Genomic DNA, 18530 nt, shown 5'->3' with positions numbered 1-18530 from the left:
CCGGCCGTGCGGGGGGGTCAGCCGCGCGGCGGGCCGCCGCGGAGCCGCTCGTGCTCACCGGCCGCCAGGCCGAAGGCTTCCTCGGAGAGCCGGACGACACGGGAGGTGTCCCAGGGCCGCTCCAGGCCGCTGTGGTGCAGCACCCGGTCGATCACCCCGGCGGTGAACCCCCACACCACGCGCCCGGCGACCAGGAAGGCCGGGCCCGTGTAGCCGCTGGGGTGCCGCAGCCGGGCCCGGTTGGCCGGGTCGGTGAGGTCGGCGACCGGGACGCGGAAGACCGAGGCCACCTCCGCCGGGTCGACCGCCGCGACCGGCGACGGCTCCCGCCACCAGCCCAGCACCGGCGTCACCACGAAGTCGCTGACCGGGATGTAGAGGTCCGGCAGCACCCCGAACACCTGGATGCCGTCCGGGTCGACACCCGTCTCCTCCCGGGCCTCGCGCAGCGCGGCGTTGACCGGGCCGTCCCCCCGCGGGTCGCCGTCCTCCGGGTCCAGCGCGCCGCCCGGGAACGACGGCTGGCCCGCGTGCGAGCGCAGCGACCTGGCCCGCTCGATGAGCAGCAGGTCCGGACCGTGCGCGTCCTCGCCGAAGAGCACCAGCACGGCGGAGCGGCGGCCCCCGTCGGGCGGCGGCAGGAAGCGGCTCAGCTGGTGCGGCTCCACGCGCTCCGCGGCGTCCCGGACCGGCAGCAGCCAGCCGGGCAGGCCGTCCCGCTCGACCGGCGCCGTCACGACTGCCCCGCCGCGTCCGGTGCGGCCGTGTCCGGGGTGGCCCCCCCGGCGGCCGAGCCGATCGCCGCCGCCTCGCCCGGGTAGTCGGCGGGCGGTCTGAGCCGCTGGCCGGGCTGACCGCCCTTCTCGTACTTCAGCAGCTTCCGCGCCTTCTCCGGGTCGGTCTCGCCCTCGCCGTAGGAGGGGCAGAGCGGCGCGATCGGGCAGGCGCCGCAGGCGGGCCGGCGGGCGTGGCAGATCCGGCGGCCGTGGAAGACGACCCGGTGCGAGAGCATCGTCCACTCGCTCTTCGGGAAGATCTCCGCGACCACCGCCTCGACCCGCTCCGGGTCGGTCTCGTCCGTCCACCCGAAGCGGCGCGCGAGGCGGCCGAAGTGGGTGTCCACCGTGATGCCGGGGACGCCGAAGACGTTGCCCAGCACCACGTTGGCGGTCTTGCGGCCGACGCCGGGCAGGGTGACGAGGTCCTCCAGCCGGCCGGGCACCTCGCCGCCGAAGCGGTCCCGCAGCGCGGCGGACAGCCCCAGCAGCGACCTGGCCTTGGCCCGGAAGAAGCCGGTCGGCCGGATCAGCTCCTCCAGCTGCTCCGGGTCCGCGGCCGCCATGTCCTCCGGCGTCGGGTAGCGCGCGAAGAGGGCGGGCGTCGTCTGGTTCACCCTCAGGTCGGTGGTCTGGGCGGAGAGCACCGTGGCCACGAGCAGCTGGAAGGGGTTCTCGAAGTCCAGCTCGGGGTGCGCGTACGGGTACACCTCGGCCAGGGCGCGGTTGATGCGCCGGGCCCGCCGGACCATGCCGAGCCTGGTCTCGTTCCCCGGGGCGGCCTTCGGGGCCGCCTTCGCGGCCTTCTCCGGGCCGCGTCCCGGCGCGCTCCGCGCCCCCGCCCCGGACGGCGCGGTCTCCGGTGCGGCGGCGGTCCTCGGGACCGCGGGGGTCTTCGGCGCGGGGGTCTTCGGCACCCGACCAGCCTACGGCCCGGCGCCGACGGCGAGCGGCGAAGCGGTCGATCCGCCCCGGTGGCGCCCTGCACGACCCCCTTCCTCATATGATCGGTACTGAATGCGTCATCCTTGTGATTGATCGCACTGTTTTCCCGTCGGGCATGATGGGGAGCCGGACGTACCCGGCGGAACAGGAGGACTCCCGTGGACGACGTTCTGCGGCGCGCGCCGCTCTTCGCGGCTCTCGACGACGAGCAGTCGGCGGAGCTGCGTGCCTCGATGACCGAGGTGACCCTCGCGCGCGGCGAGTCGCTCTTCCACGAGGGCGACCCTGGCGACCGGCTGTACGTGGTCGTCGAGGGCAAGATCAAGCTGCACCGGGCGTCCCCCGACGGCCGCGAGAACATGCTGGCCGTCCTGGGCCCCAGCGAGATGATCGGCGAGCTCTCCCTCTTCGACCCGGGCCCGCGCACGGCCACCGCCACCGCGCTCACCGAGGTGAAGCTCCTCGGCCTGGGCCACGGCGACCTGCAGCCGTGGCTGCACGCCCGCCCCGAGGTGGCCATGTCGCTGCTGCGGGCCATCGCCCGCCGGCTGCGCAGGACCAACGACAGCATGTCGGACCTGGTCTTCTCCGACGTGCCCGGCCGGGTCGCCAAGGCGCTGCTGGACCTCTCCCGGCGCTTCGGCGTGCAGTCGGAGGAGGGCATCCACGTGGTGCACGACCTCACCCAGGAGGAGCTGGCCCAGCTCGTCGGCGCCTCCCGCGAGACGGTCAACAAGGCCCTCGCCGACTTCGCCGGCCGCGGCTGGCTGCGGCTGGAGGCCCGCGCGGTCATCCTCCTCGACGTGGAGCGCCTCGCCCGCCGGTCCCGCTGACCCGGGGCCGCCCGCACCGGACCGGTGCGGGCGGGACCCGGTGCGCGGCGACCGCACGCGCCGGACAGGGCGCATGCCGGACAGGACTCGTGCCGGACAGGACTCATGCCGCCAGGGCGCATGCCCGGCGGAGCACACGCGGCCCGGACACCGTGCGGTGTCCGGGCCGCGGCGCGTCCGCGCTCAGATGAGTCCGTGGTCCTCCAGGTACCGCAGCTGCGCCCGCACCGAGAGCTCGGCCGCCGGCCACAGCGACCGGTCGACGTCCGCGTACACGTGCGCCACCACGTCCGCCGCGGTGCGGTGGCCCGCCTCCACCGCGGTCTCCACCTGCGCGAGCCGGCTCGCCCGGTGCGCCAGGTAGTAGTCCACCGCGCCGAGGGCGTCGGCCAGCACCGGCCCGTGTCCGGGCAGCACCGTCGCCACCCCGTGCTCGGCGGCGAGGATGCGCAGCCGGCGCAGCGAGTCGAGGTAGTCGCCGAGCGTGCCGTCCGGGTGGGCGACCATGGTGGTGCCCCGGCCCAGCACGGTGTCGCCGGTGAGGACGGCGCCGTCGGCGGGCAGGTGGAAGCAGAGCGAGTCGGAGGTGTGGCCGGGGGTGCCGAGGACCCTCAGCTCCAGGCCGCCCGTGGTGACGGTGGCGCCGTGGTGCAGCCCCTCGCCGCCCAGGCGGTGCGTCGGGTCCAGGGCGCGCACGGGCGTGCGGGTGAGCTCGGCGAAGCGGGCGGCGCCCTCGGCGTGGTCGGCGTGGCCGTGGGTCAGCAGGGTCAGCGCGACGCGCTTGCCGAGCTCCTCGGCGGTCCGCACCACGGCCCGCAGGTGGTCCTCGTGGAGGGGGCCGGGGTCGACGACGACCGCCAGGTCGGAGCCGGGCTCGGAGAGGATCCAGGTGTTGGTGCCGTCCAGCGTCATCGGGGACGGGTTGGGGGCGAGCACGCAGACGGCCCGCTCGGTGGCCGGGCCGCCGATCCGCGGCAGCGGGGCGCCGGGGAGTATGCCGGTCACCGCGCACCGCCCCTGGCCGGCGGGAAGAGGCCGTCGAGCGTGAGGTGCTCGTGGCCGGGCCAGCGCACCGTCACCCGGTCGCCGTCGACGGCGGTCTCGGCCATGACCGGGTCCAGGCGGCGGTCGCGGGAGGCCGCGAGCGCCGCCGCCGGGGTGCCCAGCGGAGCCAGTTCGCGGAGCACGGTGACGGTCGGCGGCAGCATGCCGAGCCGTCCCTCCTCGAAGCCGGCGACCGCCGCGGCGGGGGCCGTCCAGACCACCCTGTCCGCTTCCCCCGTGGCGTCCGCGGCATGCTGGCCGCCCGGCAGCACCGCCACGAAGAACCAGGTGTCGTAGCGGCGCTCCTCGAACTCCGGCGTGATCCAGCGCGCCCAGGCGCCCAGCAGGTCGCTGCGCAGCACCAGGCCGCGCTCCCGCAGGAAGGCGGCGAAGGAGGTCTCGTGGGCCTCCAGCGCCGCGCGGGCCGCCCGCCACTCCTCCCCCGAGGTGTCGGCGACCACCGAGCCGGCGTCCGGGCCCGCGAGCAGGACCCCGGACTCCTCGAAGGTCTCCCGCACGGCGGCGCAGACCACCGCCTGCGCCGCGGCCGGGTCGGTGCCCAGCCTGCGGGCCCACTCCCCGGGCGGCGGACCGGCCCAGTCGACGTGGAGGTCGGCGTCGCGCGGGTCGACGGCGCCGCCGGGGTAGGCGTACATCCCGGCGGCGAAGGCCATCGAGGCGCGGCGCCGCAGCAGGTACGCCTCCATGCCCGGGCCGGCGTCCCGCAGCAGCACCACGGTCGCGGCGCGGCGCGGGACCGGGGGCTCGTACGCGCCGGCCGCGAGGGCCCTGATCCGGTCCGGCCACGACGGCGGCATCGCGGCGGCCGCGGACGGGCCGCCCGCCGTCCGGCCGTCCGTGCGCCCGCCGCCCATGCGCTGATCACCCATGGGCGGATGCTACGGCCCCGCGCCCGAAAAGCGAACGGCCGCACTGCGGGGCCGCCCACCGGGCGCGGGGCCGGGAGGACTGCGGGGGGAGGTTCAGCCGGCGGAGACCCGCACCTGGATCTCGACCTCGACCGGCGCGTCCAGCGGCAGCACCGCCACGCCGACCGCGCTGCGGGCGTGCACCCCGGCGTCGCCGAGGACCTCGCCCAGCAGCTCACTGGCGCCGTTGACGACCCCGGGCTGGCCGGTGAAGTCGGGCGCGGAGGCGACGAAGCCGACGACCTTGACGACCTGCTCGACCCGGTCCAGGTCGCCGACGACCGACTTGACGGCGGCCAGCGCGTTGAGGGCGCAGATCCGGGCCTGGGCCTTGGCCTCCTCGGGGGTGACCTCGGCGCCGACCTTGCCGGTGTGCTCCATCGTCCCGGCGACCAGCGGCAGCTGACCGGAGGTGAACACGAAGTCCCCCGACCGGACGGCCGGGACGTAGGCCGCGAGCGGGGGGACGACCTCGGGCACGGTCAGGCCGAGCTCGGCGAGGCGCCGCTCCACCGCGCTCACGCCTGCTTCTCCCGCTTGAGGTAGGCCACCAGCTGCTCGGGGTTGTTCGGCCCCGGCACGACCTGCACCAGCTCCCAGCCGTCCTCGCCCCAGGTGTCCAGGATCTGCTTGGTCGCGTGCACCAGCAGCGGCACCGTCACGTATTCCCACTTGGTCATGGGGCGACTCTAACGGCTGCCGCGCCCCTCCCTCGCGGCGCACCCGCCGCGCGGGCGGGGGCGGGAACCCGTCCGGACCCCGACCCGGCCCCGCCCGGACACCCGTCCGGAGGCCTGTGAGGTCAGACACAAAAGGCTGCAAATCCCTCCGCATCCCCGGGCTCTCCCTGCATCCGCCGGGTGCGCTGGCTACCCTCGCAGCGTGGGCACGCCCCCGCCGGGCAGGGGTCCGGCGGCCAGGGATGCACCACGCGGACGATTCGGACGGAGCCGGCGGGATGAGGTCGAGCATGGCGGACACGCCGGAGGCGGGCCCGGACTGGGAGGGCGTCCGGCTGCACGTGGTCAGCGGCAAGGGCGGCACCGGCAAGACCACGGTGGCCGCCGCCCTGGCCATCGCCCTGGCCGCCGAGGGGCGCCGCACCCTGCTGATCGAGGTCGAGGGGCGGCAGGGCATCGCCGAGCTGTTCGGCATCGCGGCCCTCCCCTACGAGGAGCGGAAGGTCGCCTCCGTCTCCCCGGCGCAGCTGGGCCTGGACGGCGCCGGCACCGGCGAGGTGTTCGCGCTGGCGATCGACCCGGAGCAGGCCCTCCTGGAGTACCTGGAGATGTTCTACAAGCTCGGCCGGGCGGGCAAGGCCCTGCGCAAGCTGGGCGCCATCGACTTCGCGACCACCATCGCGCCCGGCCTGCGGGACGTGCTGCTCACCGGGAAGGCGTGCGAGGCGGCCCGGCGCAAGGGCCCCGGCGGCCGCGCCTACGACGCGGTGGTCATGGACGCCCCGCCGACCGGCCGCATCACCCGCTTCCTCAACGTCAACACGGAGGTCGCGGGCCTGGCCCGGTTCGGCCCCATACACAACCAGGCCCAGGCGGTGATGCGGGTGATCCGCTCGCCCGAGACCGCCGTCCACCTGGTGACCCTGCTGGAGGAGATGCCGGTGCAGGAGACGGTGGACGGCGTCGGCGAGCTGCGGGAGGCCGGGCTGCCGGTCGGCGGCGTCGTGGTGAACATGGTCCGGCCGCCGGTGCTGGACGAGGCGGCGGTGCGGGCGGTCGACGGCGACCACCGCGAGGAGGTGGCCCGCGCCCTCGTGGACGCCGGGCTGGGCGGCCGGTCCCGCAGCGCGACGGGGGTCCGCGCCCACGTGGAGCCGCTGCTGGACCCGCTGCTGGACCAGGCCCGCGAGCACGCCGAGCGGGTGCTGCTGGAGCGCGGGCAGCGCGCCGACCTGGAGCAGCTCGACCTGCCCTCGTACGAACTGCCGCTGCTGGGCGGGGGCGTGGACCTGGGGGGCCTCTACCGGCTGGCGGCCGAACTGAAGCGGCAGGGGGCGGCGTGAGCGCGCAGGCGAGGAGCCGGGCCAAGGCGGACGCGACCGGAGCGGACCGGACGGGGACGGACGGGACCGGGACGGCGGAGAAGAGCCCGGCCGGGCTCGCGGACCCCTCCCTCGACGTCGACGCCCTCCTCGACGACCCGGACACCCGGATCATCGTGTGCTGCGGCTCCGGCGGCGTCGGCAAGACCACCACCGCGGCGGCGCTGGGGGTGCGCGCGGCCGAACGGGGCCGCCGCGTCGTGGTGCTGACCATCGACCCGGCCCGGCGGCTGGCCCAGTCCATGGGCCTCAGCGAGCTGGACAACACCCCGCGGCCGGTCAAGGGCGTCGCCGGCGACAACGGCGGCGAGCTGTTCGCGATGATGCTGGACATGAAGCGGACGTTCGACGAGATCGTCCTCGCCCACTCCGACCCGGAGCGGGCCCGGACCATCCTGGAGAACCCCTTCTACCAGTCCCTGTCGGCCGGCTTCGCCGGCACGCAGGAGTACATGGCGATGGAGAAGCTCGGGCAGCTCCGCGCCCGGGACGAGTGGGACCTGATCGTCGTCGACACCCCGCCCAGCCGCTCGGCGCTGGACTTCCTGGACGCGCCCAACCGGCTGGGATCCTTCCTGGACGGGCGGTTCATCCGGGTGCTGACGGCGCCGGCGAAGGTCGGCGGGCGCGGCGCGATGAAGTTCCTCGGCGTGGGCATGGGCCTGGTCACCGGGGTGCTCACCAAGGTCCTGGGCGCCCACGTCCTGACGGACGTGCAGACCTTCGTCGCCGCGCTGGACTCCATGTTCGGCGGCTTCCGCGAGCGCGCCGACCGCACGTACAAGCTGCTGCAGGCGCCCGGCACGGCGTTCCTGGTGGTGGCGGCGCCGGAGCGGGACGCCCTGCGGGAGGCGGCCTACTTCGTGGACCGGCTCGCCGCCGACCGCATGCCGCTCGCCGGCCTGGTGCTCAACCGGGTGCACACCACGGGCGCCCCGCAGCTCACGGCGGAGCGGGCCCTGGCGGGCGCCGAGACGCTGGAGGAGAACGGCGCGGAGCAGGACCCCGACGGCTCCCCCGGGTCCTCCGGCTCCACGGGCGCCCCGTCCGCCTCGGCCGCCGAGGCGGTGGCGGCCGGTCTGCTGCGGCTGCACGCCGAGCGCATGCAGGTGATGGCGCGCGAGCGGAGCACCCGGGACCGCTTCGTCTCGGTCTACCCGGACGTGTCGATCACCGAGGTCGCCGCGCTGCCCGGCGACGTCCACGACCTGGACGGGCTGCGGGAGATCGGGACGCGGCTGGGGCGGACCCCGGCCTGACCCGGACGGCTGCCGGGGGCTCGGGCCGCCGGGCCGCACGCCGCCGGGCGTACCGCCGTCCGGCGGAATCGGGCGCACCGCGCCCGGCCCGGCCGGCGGTGTGCCGACGGGGCCGCGTCCCCCTCCCGGGCCGGCCCTGGCGGCCGGGGGCGGACTGCAGCCCCGTACGCGCGCGGTCCGGACTCCCCCGGTCCGCGCCCCTCCGGGGCGGACCCTCCGGGCCCGGCCCCTCCGGCCGGGCCCCGCCCGGTCCGGCCCCCTGCGCCCCTGCGGCTCAGCCGGCCTGGGCGAAGTCCGGAGCGCCGGTGCCCACCGACTGCTCGTACTCGGTCCGCGCGGTCTCCAGCAGCCTGCGCCACGAGGTCACCGTGGGCCTCCGCCGCAGCAGCGCCCTGCGCTCGCGCTCCGTCATCCCGCCCCACACGCCGAACTCCACCCGGTTGTCCAGGGCGTCGGCCAGGCACTCGGTGCGCACCGGGCACCCGCTGCACACGGCCTTGGCGCGGTTCTGCGCTGCCCCCTGAACGAACAGTTCGTCCGGATCAGTCGTGCGGCAGGCGGCCTGCGCACTCCAGTCGTCAACCCAGCTCATGCTGGCGCCGTCCTCTCCCGAATCGAGGCTCCCCCACGGCGGCAACGGCATATTCACCACTGCCAGTTGAGGACGTTACGGAAGAACGGCAGGTTGCAACAGCCCCTCGCGGCCCAATCTCGAATGGCCCGAACGGACTATGCGTACCGAGGACGTCACTCGCCGGAGTGACAGCAGCCAGGAGGTGCGGTACCGGGCCGACGGAGGCTTCGGGGACCTCCGATCGGCCGGCCGGACCCGGCACATGACCGCGATCCGGTCAAATCTCATCACCCACAAGAGTGAGAGCCGAGGCATCGCGGAACTTGTCGCAACCTTGTGACAAGCCTAAGCGAACATATGGCCAGCTGTCCGGGATTCGCAGCACGTAGTCTTCTCCCCATGGCACAGAAGCGCTCGGGCTCCCCCCTGGACAAGGCCAAGCTCGCCGTGGCCTTCGCCGGCGCCAGCGTCCTGGCAGGCGTCCTCACCGCAGGACTTGCCCTCCCGGCGGCCGGCGCGCTGGGCATCACCGCGAAGAACACCGCGGAGAGCTTCGAGAGCATCCCGGCGGACTTCAAGACGCCGACGCTCTCGCAGGCGTCCTACATCTACGACGCCAAGGGCGGTCTGATCGCCAAGGTCTACGACCGCGACCGGACCATCCTCAGGCTGAACGACATCGCCCCCGTGATGCGGCAGGCCCAGGTCGACATCGAGGACGCCCGCTTCTACCAGCACGGCGCCATCGACCTGAAGGGCGTGCTCCGCGCCCTCACCAAGAACGCCGAGTCGGGCAACGTCCAGGGCGCCTCGACGCTGACCCAGCAGTACGTGAAGAACGTCTCGATCGAGCAGGCGGGCGACGACAAGGAGAAGTTCCTCCAGGCGACGCGCCAGACCATGGGTCGCAAGATCCAGGAGCTGAAGTACGCCATCAAGATCGAGGAGGACCTCACCAAGGACCAGATCCTCACCAACTACCTGAACATCACCTTCTTCGGGAACCAGGCCTTCGGCATCGAGGCGGCCGCCAACCGCTACTTCAGCAAGCACGCCAAGGACCTCACCCTCCCCGAGGCCGCCATGCTGGCCGGCCTGGTCCAGAACCCCGCGGCGTACGACCCCACGCAGCACCCGCAGGCCGCCAAGGACCGCCGCGACACGGTGATCCGCAGGATGGCGGAGCTGAAGCACATCACCGAGGACCAGGCGCAGAAGGCCGTCGCCACGCCGCTGCGGCTGAAGTACTCGCCGCCGCAGAACGGCTGCATCACCGCCCAGAAGGGCATGGGCTTCTTCTGCGACTACGTGCGCAACGTGATCAAGACCGATCCGGTCTTCGGCAAGGACAAAACCGCGCGGGGGAAGCTGCTCTCCCGCGGCGGCCTGAGGATCTACACCACCCTCGACCCCAAGGCCCAGGCCGCCGCCCAGAAGGCCGTCACCCAGCGGGTGCACGCGAGCGACCCGGTGGCCTCGGCCGTCTCCATGGTGAAGCCGGGCACCGGCCGGATCCTCGCCATGGCGCAGAGCCGCCCGTACGGCCTCGACGCGAACAAGCACCAGACCCAGGTCAACTTCAGCGTCGGCAACGACCTCGGCACCGGCGGAGGCCAGCCGGTCGGCTCCACGTTCAAGCCGATCACGGCGGCGGCCGCCATCGACGGCGGCATCCCGGCGACCCAGGTCCTCCCCTCGCCCAACAAGATGCCGTACCCGAACATGTCCACCTGCGCGGGCCAGTGGGTCAACACCGACGGCTCGGTCGTCCCGAACGAGAGCAAGGACGAGAAGGGCCCCTACGGGATGCAGGAGGCGATGAACAAGTCGGTCAACACCTACTTCGTCCAGCTGGAGGAGAAGATCGGCCTCTGCCCGGTGAAGAAGATGGCCGACAAGCTGCACCTCGGCGTCCAGGCCAACGGCAACAAGCTGCCGCAGGTCGGCTCGACCACCCTGGGCGTGTTCAACTTCTCGCCGCTGCAGATGGCGAGCGCCTACGCCGCCTTCGCCTCCCGCGGCACCTACTGCACGCCGGTCGCCATCACCGCGATCACCTACGGCAGCAAGCGGCTGGACGTGCCGAGGACGAAGTGCACCCAGGCCATGTCCGAGAGGACCGCCGACACCCTCAACACGCTGCTGCTCGGCGTGACCCAGGACGGCACCGGCACCAAGGCCGGCCTGCAGGACCGGCAGAGCGCGGGCAAGACCGGCACCACCGACGGCCGCCTCAACGCCTGGTTCACCGGCTACACCCCGGACATCGCCGCCTCGGTGTGGCTGGGCGACCCGCTGCAGAAGCGGTCCATGCGCAACATCACCATCGGCGGCACCTACTTCCCCAGCGTCTTCGGCGCCGACGGCCCCGGCCCGATCTGGCGGCTCGCCGTCAGCGGGGCGCTGGTCGGCACCCCGGCGAGCTCCTTCACCACCGTCGACATCCCGAAGCCGCAGCCGCCGCAGGACAAGGGCGGCAAGCCCGGCAAGCCGGGCGACCCGAAGGGCGGGGGCCTGACCGTCGCGGGGACCGTCAACGGCGGGGTCACCCTGCCGCCCGGCTTCATCGGCGGCGGCAACGGCCGCGCCGGAGGCGGCAAGGGCGGCGGCACGACCGGCCCCTGAGGCCCCGGCGTCCGGCGGCGGACCGCCGCCGCCCCGCACGACGGAGGGGGCACCCCGGAATCCCGGGGTGCCCCCTCCCTGCTTCCTGCCGCTTCCCGCCTCCGCCGCGCCCCGGCACCCTTGTTGCGGCGCGCGGCGAGCGGTGGCGGTGGCGGTGAGCGGTACGCCGCTCTGCCGTACGCGTCCGTGCCGCCGTGCGACCGGTCCGGTCGGCCGACCGGACCGGGTCAGCCGGCCAGGGCCCGCTTCACGGCGGCGGCGACACGGCCGCCCTCGGCGCGGCCCGCGACCTTCGGGTTCACGATCTTCATCACCGCGCCCATGGCGCGCGGCCCCTCGGCGCCGGCCGCCGCAGCCTCCCGCACCGCCTCGGCGACGAGGGCCGTCAGCTCGTCGTCGCCCAGCTGCTGCGGCAGGTAGCCGGCCAGCACCTCGCCCTCGGCCTGCTCGCGGGCGGCCGAGTCGGCGCGTCCGGCCTGGGCGAAGGCGTCGGCGGCCTCCCGGCGCTTCTTGGCCTCGCGCGTGATCACCTTGAGCACCTCGTCGTCCGAGAGCTCGCGGGCCTCCGTACCGGCCACCTCGGCGTTGGTGACCGCCGTCAGGGTGAGCCGGAGGGTCGACGAGCGCAGCTCGTCGCGGGCCTTGATGGCAGCGGTCAGGTCCTCCTGCAGCTGCTTCTTGAGCGTCATGCCCCACATTGTGCCCCCGCCGCACCGGCACTGCGCCCGATTAACGCGGCGGCGCACAACCATCGGGGCGCACGGGGCGTCCTACCTCGAGAAATGGTCCGATCATCGGACCATATTCACCCATTCTGCCCGCATTGCCCCGCCTCGAACCGCCCCTCCTCGAAACGGAGAGCCCATGAGATCCGGTCGCACCGGAGTCCGCCGCCTGGCCGTCGCCCTGGCGACTGCCGCGGCCACCGCCCTGGTCGCCGTCCCGGCCGCCACCCCCGCCCAGGCCGCCGGCGGGCCGTCCGGCATCGGCGCCAAGGGCGCCGTCCTCATCAACTCCTCGGACGGCAAGGCCCTCTGGGGCATATCCGCCGACACCAGCCGGCCGATGGCCAGCACCACCAAGATCATGACAGCCACCGTGGTGATGACCTCCAAGGGCCTGAACCTGGACCGCCTGGTCACCATCAAGAAGGAGTACCCGGCCTACGTGGCCGCCAAGGGCGGCTCCTCGGCGGACCTCCGCGTGGGCGACCGGCTCACCGTCCGCCAGCTGCTCTACGCGATGATGCTGCCCTCCGGCTGCGACGCCGCCATGGCGCTCGCCGACACCTTCGGCACCGGGACGACCGTCTCCGCCCGCACCAAGAACTTCATCGCCAGGATGAACGCCAAGGCCGTCTCGCTGGGCCTCAAGGGCACCCACTTCGACTCGTTCGACGGCATCTCCAGCACGGGGAGGAACTACACCACCCCCCGCTCCCTGGCCCTGCTCGCCCGCTACGCGATGACCGCCAGGACCATCCGCACGGTCGTCGGCAGCACCAAGACCGTGCAGAAGGCCACCAACGGCCGCACCTACACCTGGTACAACACCAACAAGCTGCTCGGCGCCTACTCGGGCGCGGTCGGCGTCAAGACCGGCACCAGCACCCCGTCCGGGCCCTGCCTCGTCTTCTCCGCCACCCGCAACGGGCGCACGGTGGTCGGCGTCCTGCTCAACGACACGAACAACCGCTTCACGGACGCCGCCAAGATCCTGAACTGGACCTACGGCGTGACGCAGTCGGCGGGCACCACCTTCGTGCCGCGCCGCCTGCCGGCCGGCGTCCCGACCGACTGACGCACCGCCCCGTCCGACGGACCCCGCCGGGGCCGGTCCCGCACGCGAGCCGCGTGCGGGACCGGCCCCGGCGCCGTGCGCCCGGCTGCCGTACGCCCGGCCGCCCCGCCCCCGGCCGCCCCGCCGCCGGCCCCGCGGTCCGTCCCCGCGGTCCGTCCCCGCGGCCCACCCCGGCCCGCCCGCACACCCGGCCCTCGCCCGCACGCACTGACGTGCCGTCTGCGACCATGGACCGATGCGACCGCTGTACGCCGTACCCCTGGGAATCGCCGCCGCCGGCGCCGCCTGCCTCGCCTACTCCGCGGGGTACGAGGTACGCGCCTTCCGCCTCCGCCGGATCGAGGTCCCGGTACTGCCGCGCGGGGCCCGGCCGATGCGCGTCCTCCAGGTCTCCGACATCCACATGGTCTCCGGCCAGCGGAAGAAGCAGCGCTGGCTGCAGGGGCTGGCGGCGCTCCGCCCCGACCTGGTGGTCAACACCGGGGACAACCTCTCCGACCCCGAGGCCGTCCCGGACGTCCTGGACGCGCTCGGTCCGCTGATGGAGTTCCCCGGCGCCTACGTCTTCGGCTCCAACGACTACTACGGCCCGGTCGCCAAGAACCCGCTGCGCTACATCGGCGCCCGCCTCTCCGGCGACCACGGGCTCAACGCGGCCGACGGCAGCGCCCGCCGCGGGATCACCGGAGCCGTCCACAACCCGTGGGAGCAGCTGCGCGACGGCTTCGACGCCGCCGGATGGCTGAACCTCACCAACACCCGCGGCCGCCTCAAGGCCGGCGGCCTGGACATCGCCTTCACCGGCCTGGACGACCCGCACATCCGGCGCGACCGGTACGCGGAGGTGGCGGGCGGCCCCGACGCCTCCGCCGACTTCTCCATGGCCGTCGTCCACGCCCCCTACCTGCGGGTCCTGGACGCCTTCACGGCCGACGGCTACCCCCTGGTGCTGGCCGGCCACACGCACGGCGGCCAGGTCTGCGTCCCCTTCTACGGCGCGCTGGTCACCAACTGCGACATCGACCCGGGGCGGGTCAAGGGCCTCTCCACCCACGCCGCGTCCGGCCGCAGCGCGTACCTGCACGTCTCGGCCGGCTGCGGCACCAACCGCTACACGCCGGTCCGCTTCGCCTGCCCGCCGGAGGCCACCCTGCTCACCCTGCTGCCCCGCCCCTGACCTGCGGCGCAGCCCCGCGCCCCGCCGTCCCGGAATCGGATTTCGTCTCCCGCCAGCGGTCCGGTAGAGTACTACTCGTCGCGCCGGAGACGGCGCGACACCGGGGTGTAGCGCAGCTTGGCAGCGCGCTTCGTTCGGGACGAAGAGGCCGTGGGTTCAAATCCCGCCACCCCGACCCAGGAAAGTGCAGTTCAGGGCCGGTCCTCCCTTCGGGGAGACCGGCCCTGAGCCGTTTCCGGGGCGGCTTTGGGAGAAAACTGGGAGAAGATCTTGGAATCTCTCTGCCGGGCCCGTCCGCCTGCCCGGGGTTCAGGAGCGCGTCCAGGGCCGCCACCGGCGAGCGCGGCGCCAGCCGCCGCCGGGCTTCGAGGGACTCCCGCCACACCTCCGTCAGCCTCTCCGCCAACCGGCGGCGCATCACCGGTGTGACGTGGGAGTAGCGGGACTGCACCGAGCCGTCCTCATGGCCCAGCCGTTCGTCCATCAGCTTGGGCGGGGTCCCCATCTCCTCCATGAGCGACTTGTGGGTGTGGCGCAGGCCGTGCGGCGTGAGTCCCGGCGCGATCGGCGCCCAGCACGCCCGGGCCCGCTGGGATGCGCCGCGCCCGCGCACGGGTATGCCGGGCCACGGCTCGGCGGTCAGCGGCACGGGGTGCTCCGGCTGCGGGGCCCGGCGGGGGTAGCGGCCGGTGGCGGCCGGCTGGAACAGCCAGGAGGCGAAGCCGCTGCGCCGCCAGTGCTCCGCCGTGCGCGCCGGGGTCCGGTCGCGTACGTAGCCGAGCTCGGCGACGGCAGCCTCCACCCGCAGCCGCTTCTCCTCGGATACGGCCTCGGGGCGGTTGAGCACGTTGGAGACCGTGCCCGTGGACACACCCGCCAGGCGGGCCACGTCGACGAGCTTCGCGCCGGTGCCGCGGGCGGCACCGTTCGCCGACCCGTGGCCGCTGAACACGTAGACCAGCCCGTGGCAGGCGCACGGCTCCGGCCGCTTGCGGGAGATGTGGCCCGCGAGCAGGACGGCCAGCCAGTCGGGGAGGTCGATGGTGCGGTACGAGTCGTCCTTGGGCGGGCAGCGGTGGAACTCGCCCGTGTCCAGCTCGTAGAGCTGCCACTCGACCCGGATCCCGGCGGGGCGGACGAAGGCGGTCTCCAGTCCGACCAGCTCGCCCCAGCGCATGCCGGTGTAGCCCTTGGTGACGCAGGCGACGAACTCGTCGTCCCGGCCGGAGAGCAGCGCGGCCCGCTCGGCGACGAGCAGGATCCCGAGGGCGTCGGTGATCACCTTCTCCGGCCCGCGGTTGCGCGAGCGGCCCGCGCGCCTGCCCCGGCCGCGCCGTTTGGCGGCGGGGTTGGAGTCGCGGAGCTGGTCGTCGACCGCGTCGCCGAGGATCAGGTGGAGGGTGCCGCGCCAGGTCTTGACGCTGCTCGGTGCGTAGACCTCCCGCTCCCGCTTCTCCCAGGCGTCGATGTCGGCCTTGGTGATGCCGCCGATCGGCGTGTCGTCGAACTCCGGCAGCAGGTGCTCCTCGATGTGGCGCCGGTAGTTCTGCATGGTGGAGGCCGCCAGGTCCTGCGCCGCGTACCAGCGGGCGGCGTACTCGCCGAAGGTGACACGGCCGGCCGACGGGTCGTGCCACCGGCCGCCGCGCACCTTCGCCTCCTCGGCGTCGGCGGCCTGCTCGGCGGCGCGCTTGGTGCGGAAGCGGAGGACCTCGCCGTTCGCGTCGGCGAGGGTTCCGTACTTGCCGGGGGCGATCTTGTAGCGGGCGCGCCAGTAGTCGCCGCGCTTCTCGCCGTAACCCAACAGGGTCTCCTTTCTCGGGTGCCGCCGTGTCCAGCGGTGGTTCAGGTCTGTTGCGGGGACTGGTTCTTGGTCGTGCGGGCCCTGCGCGGGGGCCGGGCGGTGAGCCGGACCACGGGGGCCGCGGAACGGGGTGCGCGCTGAGGCGAGCGGGTACCGGGGAGCACGTCGCCTCCGTGGCCCGCCGCGGCTGCGGGGCGTTCCTCGAAGATGCGGATGATCTCTGCCAGGTGGTCGGCGGTGAACCGGTAGCCGCCGCCGATCCGGCTGAACGGGATGCGGCGCCGGCGCGCCTGTTCCTTCACCCACCACTCGGAGCAGCCGAGGATCTCGGCGACCTGGGCGGGGCGGTAGAGGACGAAGGCGGGATCGGGGGACGGGTGTCGCGGAGAGGGGGCAGGTCGCACGTCACGGCTTTCGGGCAGCGGGGCAGGGCGGGCAGCGGCGGAACGCGGTGGATGACGGGGACGGGCCGTCAGGGCGTTCTGCGGAGGCGGGGGATGCCGATGCTGCCGATGTGGGCGGAGCTGCACGGAGGAGCGGGCACAGGCGCAGATCGTGGCGTGCTGCACGAGAGAGAGCGGGCGGATCGGCGGAGCATGGACCTCCTGATGGCAGGGCGGAGTGCGGAGCAGAACGAAGGGGGCGCCCTGGAGTCACCCCTCCGGGTAGGTCCGGCCCCCTTCCTCGGGCTCGTCGGGCTCGTCGGGTTCGAGGGACATGAGCACGGGCCCGGGGTACCGACCGGCGGCGGCGTCCTCGGCCATGGCCTGCGCGATGGCGCCCTCGGCCTCCTCGCGGACCTCGGGGTGCCGGTCGAGGTAGGCGTCGAGGGCGTCCCGGGCCGCGATGAAGGCCGCCCCGGCCTGCAGGTACTCGCGCTGCCGTCGGCGGACGTCCTCGATCAGCTCCCGGACCCGGGCGTGCATCGCCAGTCGGGGCGGGCTGAGGAGGTCCTCCAGGGACAGGCCGAAGACCTCCGAGAAGCCGATCGCCTCTTCGAGGTTGATGCGGCGGCGAGGCGTCCCGCTCTCGATGCGCCAGACCGCGGACTGGTTCATCGGGTAGCCGGCCTGGGTCAGCCGGTCGGCCAGTGCGCCGGTGCTCCATCCGCGGGCCTCGCGTTCGAGGCGTACGCGTTCGGCGAGGTTCTCCTCGCTCCACAGGGTCTGGGGACTGCTCCGGGGTGGTTCCGTCCCGTCAACCATCCGATCCTCCTCGGTTAGATTCCGATCCGTTTTGCATGGCGGCCACTGTAGCCTATCCTCAGCCGCCAGGGATCAACATCAACCCGAAAGGAATTGACCATCTGGACGGCCCCACCCGGCCGCACCCATCCCGCCTCGACACCGCCCCACGGAGGACTGTGAAGCGCACGCCCCGCAGCACTGCATCCCGCAGGCCCCCGGCATCGCCGCCGCACCGCCGGGAACAAGCACACCCTCCACGGGGGCGGACGAGCGGAGCTGCCACCTGGATCGGACCGCGGTGCCTCGCCGTACCCGTATCCGGTCAAAGCATCTCGGATCGGCGGACCCTGAGGTCGCGTCATGTGGTAGCTTCCGTGCTCCACCAACTGAAAAAGGTGACCCCGGCAGCGCGGCAACGCTCCGGGGTCCGGCACAAGGAGATTGAGCTCCTCATGCACGTTCATCGTAGCCAACACACGCGTGGCTTCACCGTCCTGCCCAACACCCTGCTGCAGGACCGGCGCCTGTCCTACACCGCCCGCGGCCTCCTGGCCGACCTGCTCTCGCGCCCGGACGGCTGGTCCGAGGACGGTCGGCGCATGGCCGACACCAGCCCCCAGGGACGCCACGCGGTCGCCAAGGCCCTCCGGGAGCTGGCCTCTTTCGGCTACTACCGCGTGGACAGGGTCCGCCGGAGCGACGGGACCTTCGTCAGCGAGGTCCACGTCTATGACACGCCCCAGCCGGCACCGGATCCCATGCATCCGGGATCCGGTCGACGGGCTCCCGAAGCCCCTGCCTCCCACCCCGTAAAGAACCGCGGGAAAGCACCCTCCCTCCCCGCCCAGCGGACCGGCGCCCACGACCGCGGCCCCGGCACGGGGGCGGAGGGGCGGGACGAAACCCCCTCCTCCACCGCAGCACCGGAGCCCCCCATCCCGGTGGACGCCGGCGTGCGCGAAGCGGTGGCCCTGCTGCACCGGGTGATCCGGCCCGAGCCGCGCCTGCGGATCGGCGCCGCCGACGCTCTGGCCCTCGCGCCACTGGTCTCGGCGTGGCTGGAGCGCGGCTACCGGCAGCGCGACCTCTCCGAAGCCCTCCTGGCCGGTCTCCCCCAGCGGGTCCACTCGGCGCAGGCCCTGCTCCGGGACCGGCTGACGCGAAAGCTGCCCGCCGTCCCCGAACCGGCACCCGCGCCGCAGCTGCACTCCGCCGAGTGCGCCGCATGCTCCCGGCCGATCCCCCACGAGGGCATCTGCCGGGTCTGCGCAGGCCTGGACAGCCGTCCCGACGACACCGCCGAGCGCGCCAGGATCGCCGCACGCGGCCGGGCCGAGGTCCGCGCCGCCCTCCTCGGGCGCAGCCCCGGACACCTGCTCCCCAGCAGAGCCTGACCCCGCCGCGCCGCCCGCATACGCCCGCGACGGCCGCCTGGCCGACGCACGCCCGTACGCGTCTGGGACGCGCACCCCGCCCCTCCATCCCGCATCCGCGCCGAGCGGTCGCATGCCCGGT

General features: G+C 74.0%; 17 protein-coding genes, 1 tRNA gene and 1 pseudogene. 8 read left to right on the top strand and 11 right to left on the bottom strand.

Features of this window, described 5'->3' with window-relative positions; all coding sequences use genetic code 11:
* Positions 1-17: 17 nt before the first annotated feature.
* Positions 18-602, bottom strand: coding sequence for an NUDIX hydrolase (locus ACFY07_RS13350; protein WP_390868919.1), 585 nt, complete (start codon positions 600-602; stop codon positions 18-20).
* A 131-nt stretch (positions 603-733) separates the two neighbouring features.
* Positions 734-1693, bottom strand: a complete 960-nt coding sequence (nth, locus tag ACFY07_RS13345) for an endonuclease III (RefSeq protein ID WP_390868776.1) — start codon at positions 1691-1693, stop codon at positions 734-736.
* Between the two features lie 186 nt (positions 1694-1879).
* Here nth and ACFY07_RS13340 point away from each other — a divergent pair, with 186 nt between their 5' ends.
* A complete protein-coding gene (locus tag ACFY07_RS13340; RefSeq protein ID WP_230649316.1) occupies positions 1880-2554 on the top strand; it encodes a Crp/Fnr family transcriptional regulator in 675 nt (224 codons plus the stop codon).
* A gap of 183 nt (positions 2555-2737) precedes the next feature.
* Here the strand turns inward: ACFY07_RS13340 and ACFY07_RS13335 are convergent, their stop codons facing one another.
* The 4 genes from ACFY07_RS13335 to ACFY07_RS13320 form a co-directional block, all read right to left on the bottom strand.
* Positions 2738-3559 carry an MBL fold metallo-hydrolase gene (locus ACFY07_RS13335; protein ID WP_390868775.1) on the bottom strand — a complete coding sequence of 274 codons (822 nt, stop codon included), beginning with the start codon at positions 3557-3559 and terminating at the stop codon, positions 2738-2740.
* A complete protein-coding gene (locus ACFY07_RS13330) occupies positions 3556-4473 on the bottom strand; it encodes an NUDIX hydrolase (RefSeq protein ID WP_390868918.1) in 918 nt (305 codons plus the stop codon). Before ACFY07_RS13330 ends, ACFY07_RS13335 begins: the two co-directional genes overlap by 4 nt.
* A 108-nt stretch (positions 4474-4581) precedes the next feature.
* On the bottom strand, positions 4582-5049 hold the full coding sequence (locus tag ACFY07_RS13325) for a RidA family protein (RefSeq protein ID WP_230649314.1): 468 nt from the start codon (positions 5047-5049) through the stop codon (positions 4582-4584).
* Positions 5046-5207, bottom strand: coding sequence for a DUF4177 domain-containing protein (locus ACFY07_RS13320; protein ID WP_003981536.1), 162 nt, complete (start codon positions 5205-5207; stop codon positions 5046-5048). Before ACFY07_RS13320 ends, ACFY07_RS13325 begins: the two co-directional genes overlap by 4 nt.
* Before the next feature lie 290 nt (positions 5208-5497).
* Here ACFY07_RS13320 and ACFY07_RS13315 point away from each other — a divergent pair, with 290 nt between their 5' ends.
* Together ACFY07_RS13315 and ACFY07_RS13310 are read left to right on the top strand one after the other, a co-directional pair.
* Complete coding sequence (locus ACFY07_RS13315; RefSeq protein ID WP_390868774.1) at positions 5498-6550, top strand: ArsA-related P-loop ATPase; 1053 nt, start codon at positions 5498-5500, stop codon at positions 6548-6550.
* On the top strand, positions 6547-7848 hold the full coding sequence (locus ACFY07_RS13310; RefSeq protein WP_390868773.1) for an ArsA family ATPase: 1302 nt from the start codon (positions 6547-6549) through the stop codon (positions 7846-7848). The genes ACFY07_RS13315 and ACFY07_RS13310 overlap by 4 nt, the downstream gene beginning before the upstream one ends.
* 274 nt (positions 7849-8122) lie before the next feature.
* On the opposite strand, the gene ACFY07_RS13305 is transcribed toward ACFY07_RS13310, so the two are convergent.
* Complete coding sequence (locus tag ACFY07_RS13305; RefSeq protein ID WP_230649311.1) at positions 8123-8440, bottom strand: WhiB family transcriptional regulator; 318 nt, start codon at positions 8438-8440, stop codon at positions 8123-8125.
* 381 nt (positions 8441-8821) lie between these two features.
* Between ACFY07_RS13305 and ACFY07_RS13300 the strand changes: the two genes are divergently transcribed.
* Positions 8822-11047, top strand: a complete 2226-nt coding sequence (locus ACFY07_RS13300; protein ID WP_390868772.1) for a transglycosylase domain-containing protein — start codon at positions 8822-8824, stop codon at positions 11045-11047.
* Positions 11048-11274: 227 nt separating this feature from the next.
* Here ACFY07_RS13300 and ACFY07_RS13295 read toward each other — a convergent pair whose 3' ends face one another.
* A complete protein-coding gene (locus ACFY07_RS13295; RefSeq protein ID WP_230649309.1) occupies positions 11275-11736 on the bottom strand; it encodes a GatB/YqeY domain-containing protein in 462 nt (153 codons plus the stop codon).
* Positions 11737-11911: 175 nt separating this feature from the next.
* Between ACFY07_RS13295 and ACFY07_RS13290 the strand changes: the two genes are divergently transcribed.
* The 3 genes from ACFY07_RS13290 (at position 11912) to ACFY07_RS13280 (ending at position 14199) form a co-directional block, all read left to right on the top strand.
* Positions 11912-12847 (top strand): D-alanyl-D-alanine carboxypeptidase family protein, encoded by a 936-nt coding sequence (locus ACFY07_RS13290; RefSeq protein ID WP_230649308.1) that lies wholly within the window; start codon positions 11912-11914, stop codon positions 12845-12847.
* Between the two features lie 235 nt (positions 12848-13082).
* The gene (locus ACFY07_RS13285) at positions 13083-14024 is read left to right on the top strand and encodes a metallophosphoesterase (protein ID WP_230649307.1); all 942 of its coding nucleotides are present in this window, start codon (positions 13083-13085) and stop codon (positions 14022-14024) included.
* A gap of 101 nt (positions 14025-14125) precedes the next feature.
* Positions 14126-14199, top strand: a tRNA-Pro gene (locus ACFY07_RS13280).
* A 603-nt stretch (positions 14200-14802) separates the two neighbouring features.
* Here ACFY07_RS13280 and ACFY07_RS13275 read toward each other — a convergent pair.
* From ACFY07_RS13275 to ACFY07_RS13265, 3 genes and pseudogenes are all read right to left on the bottom strand, one after another.
* Positions 14803-15675: pseudogene (locus tag ACFY07_RS13275) on the bottom strand (LacI family DNA-binding transcriptional regulator); the annotation flags it as partial.
* A gap of 194 nt (positions 15676-15869) precedes the next feature.
* A complete protein-coding gene (locus ACFY07_RS13270) occupies positions 15870-16232 on the bottom strand; it encodes a helix-turn-helix domain-containing protein (protein WP_390868771.1) in 363 nt (120 codons plus the stop codon).
* Between the two features lie 249 nt (positions 16233-16481).
* A complete protein-coding gene (locus ACFY07_RS13265; RefSeq protein WP_390868770.1) occupies positions 16482-17033 on the bottom strand; it encodes a helix-turn-helix transcriptional regulator in 552 nt (183 codons plus the stop codon).
* A gap of 434 nt (positions 17034-17467) precedes the next feature.
* Between ACFY07_RS13265 and ACFY07_RS13260 the strand changes: the two genes are divergently transcribed.
* Positions 17468-18409, top strand: a complete 942-nt coding sequence (locus ACFY07_RS13260) for a hypothetical protein (RefSeq protein ID WP_390868769.1) — start codon at positions 17468-17470, stop codon at positions 18407-18409.
* Positions 18410-18530: the final 121 nt, after the last annotated feature.

The organism is Streptomyces sp. NPDC001380 (assembly GCF_042895785.1).
Taxonomy (GTDB): Bacteria; Actinomycetota; Actinomycetes; order Streptomycetales; family Streptomycetaceae; genus Peterkaempfera.
Note: the sequence above shows the minus strand (reverse complement) of the source record. Positions and strands in the feature narration are given on the sequence as shown.

Excerpts from the sequence above, each read along its gene's own strand:
- ACFY07_RS13330 (WP_390868918.1), bottom strand. The coding sequence starts at position 4,473 with ATGGGCGGCGGGCGCACGGACGGCCGGACGGCGGGCGGCCCGTCCGCG.
- ACFY07_RS13320 (WP_003981536.1), bottom strand. The coding sequence starts at position 5,207 with ATGACCAAGTGGGAATACGTGACGGTGCCGCTGCTGGTGCACGCGACC.
- ACFY07_RS13315 (WP_390868774.1), top strand. The coding sequence starts at position 5,498 with ATGGCGGACACGCCGGAGGCGGGCCCGGACTGGGAGGGCGTCCGGCTG.
- ACFY07_RS13305 (WP_230649311.1), bottom strand. The coding sequence starts at position 8,440 with ATGAGCTGGGTTGACGACTGGAGTGCGCAGGCCGCCTGCCGCACGACT.
- ACFY07_RS13300 (WP_390868772.1), top strand. The coding sequence starts at position 8,822 with ATGGCACAGAAGCGCTCGGGCTCCCCCCTGGACAAGGCCAAGCTCGCC.
- ACFY07_RS13295 (WP_230649309.1), bottom strand. The coding sequence starts at position 11,736 with ATGACGCTCAAGAAGCAGCTGCAGGAGGACCTGACCGCTGCCATCAAG.
- ACFY07_RS13290 (WP_230649308.1), top strand. The coding sequence starts at position 11,912 with ATGAGATCCGGTCGCACCGGAGTCCGCCGCCTGGCCGTCGCCCTGGCG.
- ACFY07_RS13285 (WP_230649307.1), top strand. The coding sequence starts at position 13,083 with ATGCGACCGCTGTACGCCGTACCCCTGGGAATCGCCGCCGCCGGCGCC.
- ACFY07_RS13265 (WP_390868770.1), bottom strand. The coding sequence starts at position 17,033 with ATGGTTGACGGGACGGAACCACCCCGGAGCAGTCCCCAGACCCTGTGG.
- ACFY07_RS13260 (WP_390868769.1), top strand. The coding sequence starts at position 17,468 with ATGCACGTTCATCGTAGCCAACACACGCGTGGCTTCACCGTCCTGCCC.